This is a genomic window from Rathayibacter sp. AY1E6, assembly GCF_002931115.1.
Lineage (GTDB): Bacteria > Actinomycetota > Actinomycetes > Actinomycetales > Microbacteriaceae > Rathayibacter.
Map to the genome: position 1 here is coordinate 1 of NZ_PSVK01000008.1, position 12,381 is coordinate 12,381.

A 12,381-nucleotide genomic window follows, 5' to 3' on the forward strand; every position below is an offset into this window, starting at 1 on the left:
CGCCTCTCCCCCGCCCGCGCCCGCCGCCTGATCGGCACCGTCCTCGAGCAGCTCGCCGCCCGCTGACCCCCCAAGACCCGAGCAGCCGTCCGCGCGGGAACCCGGCTCTCGGCACGCCGCTCCGCGGCCACTCGACCAGCAGGGGCAGGGGCGCCCTCTCCCCGCAAGGTGGAGGGCGCGTCCGAGAATCGCGTGCCAGCGATTCGAGGCAGCCGACGCGACCCGCTCTTGAGAACGCGCCCCGTCGGGAGGCCGACCGCGCTGAGCCGCGCAGGGAGCGGCTCAGAGTCGAGCACCGCGCGTGGCAGCGATTCGAGGCAGCCCGACGGAATACGCTCTGCGGAACGCGCCCCGTCGGGAGGCCGACCGCGCTGAGCCGCGCAGGGAGCGGCTCAGAGACAAGCTCAGCCCAGCGCTCGCTCGATCTTCTCCGTGATCTCGTTCTGGTCGAGGTAGTTGTCGATGACGACGACCTCGGCGAAGGTGCGGCCGATGCGGTCGACGAGCTCGCCGGAGGTGAGGATGACCTGCGCGTCGGCGGCGAGCGCGTCGACGGAGGCCAGGTCGGAGGCGATCACCTCGGCCTCGAGGTCGAGGGTCTCGAGGGCGCGCTCGGCGCCGAGCTTGAGGATGGCGGAGGTGCCGATTCCGGCGCCGCAGAGGGTGACGATCTTCATGCGCTTCTTCCGTGGTGCGGGTGGTGCGGGGTGCTGTCGGTGAGGACGGCGTTGATGCTGCGGAGGGTGCGGGCGGCGGCGAGGGCACCGACCGCGTCCGGACGGCTGAGCACGTCGGCGAGCCCGGAGACGAAGCCGACGTGTCCGTGCGCCTGGGTGGCGGCGATCCCGATGACGACCGACACCGGGTCGTTGGTGCTGTGGCCGAAGGCGACGGGCTCGGCCAGCGTGACGACGGAGAGGCCGTCCGCGAGGACGTCGTTGCCGGGCCGGGCGTGCGCGAGGGCGAGCCCGGGCGCGATGACGATGTACGGCCCGAGCACGTCGACCTGCTCGACCATGCGCCGGGAGTAGGCGGCGTCGACTGCGCCGGTCCGCTCGAGCGCACGGCCCGCCTCGAGGACGGCCTCCCGCCAGGATCCGGCGGAGTGGCGGAGGGCCACCGCCTCCTCGGGGAGCGCGTCGAGCGGCACCGTCAGGCCGCCTCGAAGCCGGCGCTGATCGTCTCGACGAGCTCGCGGCGCTCGTCGAGCGGCAGGAAGGCGGCGTGAGCCGCGTTCAGCTGGAAGGCCTCGAAGTCGTCGAGGTCGTACCCGAACGCGTCGGACAGGAGGGCGAGCTCGCGGCTGAGTGTCGTCGCGCTCATCAGGCGGTTGTCGGTGTTCACCGTGACGCGGAAGCCCAGCTGGTAGAGCAGGTCGAAGGGGTGGTCGGCGAGCTCGGCACCCCACGCTGCGACGGCGCCGGTCTGCAGGTTGGAGGAGGGGCTGAGCTCGAGGGCGATCTCGCGGTCCTTCACCCACTCCGAGAGCTCGCCGAGGGTCACGTAGCTCGCGTCGTCGTCCTGGCGCTCGATGCGGATGTCCTCCGCGATCCGGACGCCGTGACCCAGGCGCAGGGCGCGGCCGTCGAGCAGGGCGGAGCGGATGCTGTCGAGGCCGTCCGCCTCCCCCGCGTGGACCGTGGTCGGGAAGTGCGCCGCCGCGAGCAGCTCGAAGGCGGGACGGTGCCGCGAGGCGGGGAAGCCCGCCTCGGCTCCGGCGATGTCGAAGCCGATCGCACCGCGCTCGCGGTGGCGCAGCGCCAGCTCGGCGACCTCGAGCGAGCGGTCGGCGTGCCGCATCGCGGTGATCAGCTGGCCGACGCGGATGCGGTGTCCCTCCGCCGCCGCCTCCTGCACGCCCTGCTGCAGCCCCTCCTGGACCGCTTCGACAGCCGCGTCGAGCGAGAGCCCGGCGCGCTGGTGCTGCTCCGGCGCCCAGCGCACCTCGCCGTGCACGACTCCGTCGGCGGCGAGGTCGAGCACGAACTCGCGGGCCACGCGCTCGAGCGCCGGCGCGGTCTGCATCACGGCGACCGTCGTCTCGAAGGTGGCGATGTAGTCGGTGAGGGAGCCGGAGTCGGCCGTGGCGCGGAACCACTCGGCGAGCGCGTCCGGCTCCTCGGCCGGGAGCGGCACGCCCGTCTCGCGGGCGATCTCGAGGACCGTCCCGGGCCGCAGGCCTCCGTCGAGGTGGTCGTGCAGCGACACCTTGGGGAGCTCGTCGATGAGGACGCGCTCGCCCGGGAGGAGGTACTCCTCGGTCTGATCGGTCACGGTGCTCCTCGCAGGTCGGCGGTGGTTCGCCGACCACCCTAGAGGGTCGGCGGGAGCGGCTCGCCGGGCGGCGCCTCCTCCGTGCCGGGCGGCGCGGGGCTAGGAGACGCGCTCCGCCACGAGGGGGCCGCCGTCGAGCACTTCGTCGCCGTCGTCGCCGATCCGGTAGGCACCGTCGAGCGCCTCGAGCGCCCGGGCGAAGCGCTCCGGCTCGTCGGCCGACAGCGTGAGCAGGGGCCGGCCCGCGCGGACGCGGTCGCCCGGCTTCGCGTGCAGGTCGATCCCCGCCGCGTGCTGCACCGCGTCGGCCTGGCGGGCGCGTCCGGCGCCCAGGCGCCAGGCGGCGATGCCGAACGGCAGCGCCTGCTGCTCCACCAGGACGCCGTCGCGCTCGGCGACCACGACGTGGGTCTCGCGGGCCTCGGGGAGCGCCGCATCCGGATCCCCTCCCTGAGCGCGGATGACCGCGCGCCAGGTGTCCATCGCCGCGCCGCCGTCGAGGGCGCGCTCGACGTCCGCGTCCGGCTGCCCGGCGAGGGCCAGCATCTCGCGGGCCAGGGCCAGCGTCAGCTCCCGGACGTCCGAGGGACCGCCGCCGGCGAGCACCTCGACCGACTCCCGCACCTCGTTCGCGTTGCCGATGGCCAGACCGAGCGGCACGTTCATGTTGGTCAGCAGCGCGGTGGTCCGCACCCCCGCGTCGTTGCCGAGGTCGACCATCGCCCGCGCCAGCTCCCGCGAGCGCTCGATGTCGACCATGAACGCGCCGGAGCCGAACTTCACGTCGAGCACCAGGGCGTCGGTCCCCTCGGCGATCTTCTTCGACATGATCGAGGACGCGATCAGCGGGATCGCCTCGACGGTCCCGGTGATGTCCCGGAGCGCGTAGAGCTTCTTGTCGGCGGGGGCGAGGCCCGAGCCCGCGGCGCAGATCACGCCGCCGACCGTCCGCAGCTGCTCCAGCATCTCCTCGTTGCCGAGGTCGGCCCGCCAGCCCGGGATCGACTCCAGCTTGTCGAGCGTTCCGCCCGTGTGGCCGAGCCCGCGTCCCGAGAGCTGGGGCACCGCCACGCCGAAGGAGGCGACCAGCGGCATCAGCGGCAGCGTGATCTTGTCGCCGACCCCGCCCGTGGAGTGCTTGTCGACCGTGCGCTTGCCGAGTCCGTCGAACCGCATGCGCTCGCCGCTGGCGATCATCGCCAGGGTGAGGTCGCGGATCTCGTCGCGCTCCATCCCGTTCAGCAGGACCGCCATCGCGAAGGCCGCCATCTGCTCGTCAGCGACGTAGCCGCGGGTGTAGGCGTCGATCAGCCAGTCGATCTGCGCGGTCGAGAGCGTGCCGCGGTCGCGCTTGGTGCGGATGATGTCGACGGCGTCGAAGTCCTCGACGGGGGTGGTGCGGGTCATGCGGGGTCCTCGGTTCGGGAGTGGGAGCGGTGACGGCGGCCCTAGGAGGCGGCGTAGGCCTCGAGCGTGCGCGGGCCGAAGGCATCGGGGATGACCTCGTCGATCGTCTTCACGCCCGACACGGTCTGGAGGAGCATGCCCTCGGCCGAGTGCTCGAAGAGCAGCTGGCGGCAGCGCCCGCAGGGCATCAGGACGCCGCCCTTCCCGTCGACGCAGGTGAAGGCGACGAGCCGGCCGCCGCCCGTCATGTGCAGAGAGGACACCAGCGCGCACTCGGCGCAGAGCGTGAGCCCGTAGGAGGCGTTCTCGACGTTGCAGCCCGAGATCGTCCGGCCGTCGTCCACGAGCGCGGCGACCCCGACGGGGAACTTCGAGTACGGGACGTAGGCGTGGCTCATGGCCTCGAGCGCGGCCTCGCGCAGCGCCTCCCAGTCGATGTCGGTCACGACGGCTCCTCTCAGGACTTCAGGTACGGCTTGCCGGCGGCGGCCGGTCCGCGGGACTGGCCGACGAGACCGGCCACCGCGAAGATCGTCACGACGTACGGCAGCATCAGCATGAACTCGCTGGGCACGGGCGAGCCGATGACGCCGAGCACGTTCTGCAGGTTGGTCGCGAAGCCGAACAGGAGCGACGCGAGCGTCGCCTTGATCGGGTCCCAGCGGCCGAAGATGACGGCGGCCAGGGCGATGAAGCCCGCACCCGCGGTCATCTCCTTGCCGAACGCGCCGACCGCGTCGAGCGTGTAGTACGCGCCGCCGACTCCGGCGATCGCCCCGGCGAGGGAGACGTTCCAGAAGCGCGTGCGGGCGACATCGATGCCCACGGTGTCCGCGGCCTGCGGGTGCTCGCCCACGGCGCGCAGGCGGAGGCCCCACTTGGTCTTGAACAGGCCCCACCACACCGCGAAGATCGCGAAGTACATCAGGTAGACGATCACCGTCTGGTTGAACAGGACGGCGCCCACGATCGGCACCTGGCTGAGCACCGGGATCGGGAGGCGGTCGAACTTCACCGGCGAGTTGAACGTCGACGCATCGGCGGAGAGGACCTGGGAGTAGAGGAAGCTCGTCAGGCCGGTCACCAGCACGTTCAGCACGACTCCGACGATCACCTGGTCGACCAGGTACTTGATCGCGAAGGCGGCCAGCACGAACGACACCAGGACGCTCGCGACCATCGCCGCGAGCAGGCCGAGCACCGGCTGGCGGGTGAGGGAGCCGACCATCGCCGCGGTGAAGGCGCCGGCGAGCAGCTGCCCCTCGATCGCGACGTTGACGACTCCGACCCGCTCCGAGATGACGCCGCCGAGCGAGCCGAAGATCAGCGGAGTGGCGAGCCCGACGGTCCCGAGCAGCAGTCCCGAGACGGGCAGCGCGGCACCGGCCGACGCCCAGACGAGGAACCCGATCAGGAAGACCAGGGCGAAGACCGCCGAGAGCCAGAGCGGGATCCGGCGGCCGGCGCGGGTGAGCCCGGCCGACGCGACGGCCAGGGCGACCAGGAGGATCGCGACGACCACGCCCGTCCCCCGCGTCGGGAACGGGATGTCCGGCAGCGCGAAGAAGTCGGTCCCCGCGGCGAGGCGGAACGAGCTCGTCCCGTCGCGGCCGAGGGCCACGAAGAGGACGACGGCGAGCAGCGCGAAGACGCCGAACGCGATCGGCGCCTTCCAGCTGCGGATCACGACGCGGTCGGGGGCGGTGGCGACGGCGGTGCTCATGCGGACACCTCCGAGGTGCGGCGGGTGCGGCGCTTCGGGGCTGCCCCGGGCGTCGGGAGGCGGAAGATCGCGCGCACCAGCGGCGGTGCGGCGATGAAGAGGACGATCAGCGACTGGACGACGAGGACCACGTCGATCGGCACGCCCTCGGCGGCCTGCATCGAGTAGCCGCCCGCCTTGAAGGCGCCGAAGAGGATGCCGGCGAAGAACACGCCCCAGGGTCGGGAGCGGCCCAGCAGCGCGACCGTGATCGCGTCGAAGCCGATGCCCGCGTCGATCCCGGAGGTGAAGCCGGTCGTGACCGTCCCCATCACCTGGGCGCTGCCGGCGAGGCCGAGCAGGCCGCCGGAGAGCAGCATCGCGTACACGTAGCTGTTCTTCACGTCGATGCCCGCGACCCGTGCCGCGTGCGGGTTCTCCCCCACCGCGCGGAACTTGAAGCCGATCGTCGAGCGGTTCAGGAGCCACCAGACGAACACGGTCGCGAGGACCGCGAAGACGAAGCCGAGCGTGAGCGAGTATCCGGGGCCGAGGAGCGCCGGGAAGACCGCGGTCTCCTTCATCCCGGGCGACTTCGGGTTGTTCGAGCCGGGCGCCTGCAGGGCGCCGGGCGTCCGCAGGAGGTAGGAGATCAGGTAGAACGCGACGTAGTTGAGCATGATCGTGAGGATCACCTCGTGCGCGCCGGTGCGGGCCTTGAGCAGTCCCACGAGTCCGCCCCAGAGCGCGCCGCCCAGGATGCCGGCGGCGAGCGCGACGATCAGGTGCACGCCCCACGGGAGGTCGAAGGAGAAGCCGACCCAGCCCGCGAAGGCGGCGGCGATCAGCATCTGGCCGCGGCCGCCGATGTTGAACAGGCCGACGCGGAAGGCCAGCGCCACTCCGAGCCCGCCGGCGATCAGCGGGGTCGCGAAGGCCAGGGTGTCCGTCAGCGGCTTGATGCCGTTGGCGAAGCCCTCGCGGCGGAAGTTGTAGACCGAGCCCTGGAAGAGCGAGGAGTAGGCACCGGAGACGGACTGCCAGATCGCCTGCAGGGTGTCGAGCGGCCGGGCGAAGAAGTAGCCCGACGCCGCCTGGACGTCCTTGTCGGTCGCGGCGATCAGCACGCCGCCCGCGATGAGGGAGAGCAGCACGGCGAGCACCGACATCAGCGCGGTGCCGGAGAGGATCTCGCGCAGGACGCGGGAGGCGCCGCTCTCGAGCGGGCCGGGGCGCACCTCCTGATCCGGCTTCTGGCCGGGCTCGAGCCCGGACGCCTTCTCGGTCTCCGCGTCGGGATCGACCGCGGGCAGTTGCGCGTCGCTCACGCCGCCGCTCCCTTCTCGGCGGGCGCCTGCCCGGCCATCATGAGCCCCAGGACCTCGCGGGGCGTGTCGGCGGGGACGATGCCGATGATCCCGCCCTTGTACATGACCGCGATGCGGTCGGCGAGCGCTGCGACCTCGTCGAGCTCGGTCGACACCACGATCACGGGTACCCCGGTGTCGCGCGTCTCGACGATGCGCTTGTGGACGAACTCGATGGAGCCGACGTCGATGCCGCGAGTGGGCTGCGCCGCGATGAACAGCCGCAGCTCCCGGCTGAGCTCGCGCGCGAGCACCACCTTCTGCTGGTTGCCTCCGGAGAGGCGGCCGACGTGGGTGCCGATCCCCTGGGCGCGCACGTCGAACTCGCGCACCCGCTCCTCGGCGAAGCGCTCGAGCTCCTTGAGCCGCAGGCCCAGTCCCTTCACGAACGGACCGCGGTCGCTGCGGTCGAGCATGAGGTTCTCGGCGATCGTGAACTCGGCGACCAGACCGTCCTCGGTGCGGTCCTCGGGGACGAAGCCGACCCCCGACTCGAGGACGCGGCGCACGGACAGCCCGTCGAGGCGGCGCCCGTCCAGGGTCACCGAGCCCTCGACCCGCTCCTGCAGGCCCATGATCGCCTCGGTGAGCTCCGTCTGGCCGTTGCCCTGCACGCCCGCGATCGCGAGGATCTCGCCGCGGCGGACCTCGAAGGAGACGTCGTCGACGACGGCCTGGCCGTTGGCGTCGCGCACGGTGAGGTTCGAGACGACGAGGGCCTCGTCGCCCGGCACCGCCTGCTCCTTCTGCACCGTCAGCTCGACGGCGCGGCCCACCATCAGCGAGGCGAGCTCGGCGTTGCTCGCCGTCGGCGACGCCTCCCCCACGACTCTGCCGAGGCGGATGACCGTGATGCGGTCTCCGACCTCGCGCACCTCGCGGAGCTTGTGCGTGATGAAGACGATGGCGGTCCCGGCCGCACGCAGCTGGCGCATGATCGCGATCAGCTCGTCGGTCTCCTGCGGGGTCAGCACCGCGGTCGGCTCGTCGAACACGAGCACCCGGGCGTCGCGCGAGAGCGCCTTGATGATCTCGACCCGCTGCTGCACGCCGACGGGGAGGTCCTCGACCAGGGCGTCGGGATCCACGTCGAAGCCGAAGCGGTCCGAGATCTCGCGCACCCGGGCGCGCGCGGCGGCGAGGTCCAGGCGCCCGCCGGCCTTCGTCTCCTCGTGGCCCAGCATGACGTTCTCGGCGACGGTGAACACGGGGACGAGCATGAAGTGCTGGTGGACCATCCCGATGCCCGCCTTCATGGCGTCACCCGGACCGGAGAAGTGCTGGACCGCGTCGTCCAGCAGGATCTCCCCCTCCTCGGCCTGGTACAGGCCGTAGAGCACGTTCATGAGCGTCGACTTGCCCGCGCCGTTCTCGCCGAGGAGGCAGTGGATCTCACCGGGTTCGACGGTGAGATCGATGTGGTCGTTGGCCACGAGCGCGCCGAAGCGCTTCGTGATGCCACGCAGTTCGAGCTTCATGGGACCAATCTAACTTTCGGTTCGCGCCACGATGCGCCGTCGGCCGGGATCGAGGGACGCAGCGGAGCCGATCGGCCCGCCGGACCGACGAAGAGGCCGGCGGGCCCGAGGTGTGCTCGGGCCCGCCGGCCTCTTCGAGGAAGCGGCTAGGACGCCGCGGGAGCGGACGGGGAGGTGACGGTGATGGAGCCGTCGATGATGCCCGCCTTGATGGTGTCGAGCTCGCCCTGCAGGTCGCCCGAGACCTTCGACTCGAAGTCGTGGAACGGCGCGATGCCGACTCCGTCGTTCTCGAGGGTGCCCACGAAGGGAGTGGGGTCGAAGTCGTCGGCTCCGGCGGAGCTGGTGACGTCGGTCGTGCCGGCCTCGATGCCCTTGAGGATCGAGGTCAGGTACAGGTCGGCGCCGTCGGGGTAGGTCTCGTACAGGTCCGCGTCCACGCCGACCATCGCGATGTCCTTGCCGGAGTCGCGGATCGCCTCGATCGCCGACTGGAAGATCGGACCGCCGACGGGGAGGATGACGTCCGCGTTCTGGTCGATCAGCGACTGCGCGGCCGACTTGGCCTCGACGCCCGCCGCGAAGCCGCCGGTGAAGGAGCCGGTCTGCGCGTCGACGTCCCAGCCGACGACCTTGACGTCCATCCCCTTCTGCTCGTTGTAGTACTTCACGCCGTCGGCGTAGCCGTCCATGAAGATCGTGACGGTCGGGAACTGCTGGCCGCCGTAGGTGCCGACGACGCCGGTCTTGGAGTACGACGCGGCCGTGTAGCCGGCAAGGAACGCCGCCTGCGAGGTGTCGAAGGTGATCGGCTTGACGTTCGGCAGGTCGATCGACGCGTCGTCGATGATCGCGAAGTCGATGTCCGTGTTCGCTTCGGCCGCGGCCGACGTGGCCTCGGCCAGCGCGAAGCCGACGGTGATGATCAGGTTGCAGCCCTGGTCGACGAGGCTGGTCAGGTTCGGGGCGTAGTCCGTCTCGGACTCCGAGGTGACGGTCTTCGGCGTGACACCGAGGTCCTCCGAGGCCTTCACGAGGCCGTTGTAGCCGAGCTCGTTGAACGACTTGTCGTCGAACCCGCCCGCGTCGGAGACCATGCAGGGCAGGAAGTCGCCACCGGCGGCGGCGCTGGAGCCGCTCTCCTCGGGGGCGGAGGCGCAACCGGCGAGAAGCGCGGTGACGCCGAGGGCGGCGAGACCGCCGAACGCGGCCTTACGCGAGGTGATAGTCAAGATGTCGTCCTCCAGGAATGCGGCCCCGCGCGACGAGCGCAGCAGGGCGTCGATTCCCACACGTTACCCAATGTGACAAGCCGCTCAGCCGCCCGGACGGTAGACCTCAGGAAGCGTTACACAGTGTTGATCTTCGCGACATGCGGAGCGTGTCGCGGGTGCGGGCGGCTGGGCTCGATTCCGAGCCGCGGAGCGGCTCGGCGCGGTCGGCTTCGCGACGGGTGCGTTCCGCAGAGCGGGTCGCGTCGGGCTGGCCTGAATCGCTGGCACGCGATTCCGGCTCGCGGCCCTCTCCCCTGCTGCCGGATGTCGAAGGCGTTCGGAGGAGCTCCGCGCTGCGCGCGGTCGGGCTCGACGCGATGCTCCTCCATGGTGGTCGAGTTGCCGCGGAAGCGGCGGATCGAGACCCAGCCACCAGCACCCAGGGCGACGGCCGAGGCCCTCATCGAGGGTGGTCGAGTGGCCGCGCGAACGGCGGATCGGGACCTCCGCACGCGCATGAGGCGAGGGGCGGAACGGCGAAGCGCGGCGCCTCCGAGGGGAGGGCCGCGCTTCGCCGGGTGGGACGGAGGGCTAGAGGACGTCGGTGCGGCCGGAGAGGCGCAGGGCGTCGACGACGCCCTTGACCTTCTGGGCGTTCTCGGTCGTGGTCACCAGGAGCGCATCGGGGGTGTCCACGACGACGATGTCCTTCACTCCGATGAGGGCGATGGTGCGGTTGCCGCCGCTGACGACGATGCCCGTCGCGGAGTCGGCGAGCACACGCGCGTCCTCGCCGAGGATGGCGAGGTCCGAGCGGAGTCCGCTCGAGTGCAGCTTCGCGATGGACGCGAAGTCGCCCACGTCGTCCCAGGAGAAGTGGCCCGGCACGACGGCCAGCTTGCCCGCGGCCGCGGCCGGCTCGGCGACGGAGTAGTCGATTGCGATCTTCTCCAGGCCCGGCCAGATGCGGTCGACGACCGCGCCGCGCTCCGGGGTGTCCCACGCGGCGGCGAGCTCGAGCAGTCCGGCGAGCAGCTTCGGCTTCGCGCGGCCGAGCTCCTCGAGGAGGCGGTCGGCGCGGGCGATGAACATGCCCGCGTTCCAGAGGTACTGACCGCTGGAGAGGTAGGCGCGCGCGGTGTCGGCGTCGGGCTTCTCGACGAAGGAGTCGACGGCGAGCGTGTGCGTCGCCCCGTCGATCCCGAGGTGCTTCCCCGTGCGGATGTAGCCGAAGCCCACGGCAGGCTCGGTCGGCGTGATGCCGATGGTCGCGATGTAGCCCGCGTCCGCCGCGACGACGGCCTCGGCGACCGCGTCGTGGAACAGCTGCTGACCGCTGATGACGTGGTCGGCGGCGAACGAGCCGATGATCACGCCGGGCTGGCGGCGCTCGAGGATGGCCGCGGCCAGGCCGATCGCGGCGGACGAGTCGCGCGGCTCGCTCTCGAGGACGACGTTGAGGTCCTCGAGGCTCTCGAGCTGCTCCTCGACGGCGGCGCGGTGCGCGCGCCCGGTCACGACCATGATCCGGTCGGCGCCCGAGATGGGCGCGAGGCGGTCCCAGGTGTCGCGGAGGAGGGTCCGTCCCGACCCCGTCAGATCGTGCAGGAACTTCGGGGCGTCGGCCCGGGAGAGCGGCCACAGCCTCGAGCCGATCCCGCCGGCGGGGATCACGCTGTAGAAGCGGTCGAGCGGGGCGCGGCCATCGGTCTCAGGTGATGTCATGTCCGCAGGATACAAGGGAGCCCGAGCGCGACCGTCCGTTCACCCGAGCGCGCGCCGCCGTTCATCCCGCCGCCGTAGCGTCCGGGGCGTGAGAGTCGCGGTCGTCACCGAGAGCTTCCTGCCGTCCTTGAACGGCGTGACCACGAGCGTCCTGCGGGTGCTCGACGAGTTCGCGGAGCGCGGGATCGAGGCGCTCGTCGTCTGCCCGGCCGCGGGGGCGCCGGGCCACTACGCGGGCCACCGCGTCGTGGAGCACCCGGCGATCGCCTACCGCGACTTCCCGGTCGGGATCCCCACGCTCGCCCTCACCCGGGAGCTGGCCGACTTCGAGCCCGACGTGGTGCACGTCGCCTCGCCCTTCCTCCTCGGCGCCCGCGCCATCGCCTCCGCCGGTCGGCTCGGCGTGCCGAGTGTCGCGATCTACCAGACGGACGTCGCGCGATTCGCGGCCCGCTACGGCATCCGCGGCGCCCGCGCCCTCGCCTGGCGGGTGATCCGCCAGATCCACGCCGGGGCGGACCTGACCCTCGCCCCCTCCACGAGCGCCCTCGACGACCTCGCCGCCGCCGGCATCGAGCGCACCGCGCTGTGGGGCCGCGGCGTGCAGAGCGAGCGCTTCCACCCGCGCCGCCGCTCCTCCCCCTACGCGCAGGCCGTCCGTGCCGGACTCGGCGCCGACGACGCGCTCGTCGGCTACATCGGGCGCCTCTCCCCCGAGAAGAGGGTGGAGCGGATGGCGGCGCTCGCCTCCCTCCCGCACGCGGAGCTGGTCGTGGGCGGCTACGGCCCCTCCTCCGCCCGGGTCGCCGCCGCCCTCGGCCCGGCGGCGCGGATGCTCGGCCGGCTCGACGGCGACCGGCTGCCGGCGGTCTTCGCCGCGCTCGACGTCTTCGTGCACACCGGCACGGAGGAGACGTTCGGCCAGACGGTCCAGGAGGCGCAGGCGTCCGGCACCGCCGTGGTCGCGCCGCACGCGGGCGGCCCCACCGACCTCATCGAGCACGGCGTGGACGGCCTGCTCTACGCGCCCGAGAGCGACTCCGACCTGCGCCGGCAGGTGGAGCGCCTGGTCCGCGATCCCGCACTGCGCGCCCGGCTCGCCGAGGCGGGCCGCCGCCGCGTGCTCCACCGCACCTGGAGCGCGCTCACCGACGAGCTCCTCGCGCACTACGCGACCGCGGGGGCGCGCGCCCTCGCCCTGCCCCGCAGCTAAG

The 12,381-nt window shown here is 72.2% G+C and carries 11 protein-coding genes; 1 reads left to right on the top strand and 10 read right to left on the bottom strand.

Translation table 11 applies throughout. The features are described from left to right. Positions 1–404: 404 nt before the first annotated feature. The 10 genes from C5C46_RS08760 to C5C46_RS08805 all read right to left on the bottom strand — a co-directional run bounded on the left by C5C46_RS08760 (position 405) and on the right by C5C46_RS08805 (position 11,167). A complete protein-coding gene (locus tag C5C46_RS08760; RefSeq protein WP_104226416.1) occupies positions 405–677 on the bottom strand; it encodes a PTS sugar transporter subunit IIB in 273 nt (90 codons plus the stop codon). Further along, positions 674–1,150 (bottom strand): PTS sugar transporter subunit IIA, encoded by a 477-nt coding sequence (locus C5C46_RS08765; RefSeq protein ID WP_104223177.1) that lies wholly within the window; start codon positions 1,148–1,150, stop codon positions 674–676. The genes C5C46_RS08760 and C5C46_RS08765 overlap by 4 nt, the downstream gene beginning before the upstream one ends. A gap of 2 nt (positions 1,151–1,152) precedes the next feature. Beyond that, a complete protein-coding gene (locus C5C46_RS08770; protein ID WP_104226417.1) occupies positions 1,153–2,274 on the bottom strand; it encodes an adenosine deaminase in 1,122 nt (373 codons plus the stop codon). Between the two features lie 99 nt (positions 2,275–2,373). Then, entirely contained in the window at positions 2,374–3,681 is a 1,308-nt protein-coding gene (locus tag C5C46_RS08775; RefSeq protein ID WP_104226418.1) for a thymidine phosphorylase, read from the bottom strand. Positions 3,682–3,722: 41 nt separating this feature from the next. Next, positions 3,723–4,127 (bottom strand): cytidine deaminase, encoded by a 405-nt coding sequence (locus C5C46_RS08780; protein ID WP_104223180.1) that lies wholly within the window; start codon positions 4,125–4,127, stop codon positions 3,723–3,725. A gap of 11 nt (positions 4,128–4,138) precedes the next feature. After that, positions 4,139–5,404: an ABC transporter permease gene (locus tag C5C46_RS08785; RefSeq protein WP_104223181.1), complete on the bottom strand. Its 1,266-nt coding sequence runs from the start codon at positions 5,402–5,404 to the stop codon at positions 4,139–4,141. Continuing rightward, positions 5,401–6,711 (bottom strand): ABC transporter permease, encoded by a 1,311-nt coding sequence (locus C5C46_RS08790; protein WP_219812279.1) that lies wholly within the window; start codon positions 6,709–6,711, stop codon positions 5,401–5,403. Before C5C46_RS08790 ends, C5C46_RS08785 begins: the two co-directional genes overlap by 4 nt. After that, positions 6,708–8,228 (bottom strand): ABC transporter ATP-binding protein, encoded by a 1,521-nt coding sequence (locus C5C46_RS08795; RefSeq protein WP_104226419.1) that lies wholly within the window; start codon positions 8,226–8,228, stop codon positions 6,708–6,710. The genes C5C46_RS08790 and C5C46_RS08795 overlap by 4 nt, the downstream gene beginning before the upstream one ends. Positions 8,229–8,374: 146 nt before the next feature. Then, complete coding sequence (locus tag C5C46_RS08800) at positions 8,375–9,460, bottom strand: BMP family protein (protein WP_104226486.1); 1,086 nt, start codon at positions 9,458–9,460, stop codon at positions 8,375–8,377. 573 nt (positions 9,461–10,033) lie between these two features. Continuing rightward, positions 10,034–11,167 (bottom strand): mannose-1-phosphate guanylyltransferase, encoded by a 1,134-nt coding sequence (locus C5C46_RS08805; RefSeq protein ID WP_104226420.1) that lies wholly within the window; start codon positions 11,165–11,167, stop codon positions 10,034–10,036. Between the two features lie 88 nt (positions 11,168–11,255). Between C5C46_RS08805 and C5C46_RS08810 the strand changes: the two genes are divergently transcribed. Next, a complete protein-coding gene (locus C5C46_RS08810) occupies positions 11,256–12,380 on the top strand; it encodes a glycosyltransferase family 1 protein (RefSeq protein ID WP_181136510.1) in 1,125 nt (374 codons plus the stop codon). The last annotated feature ends 1 nt before the right edge of the window (position 12,381 follow it).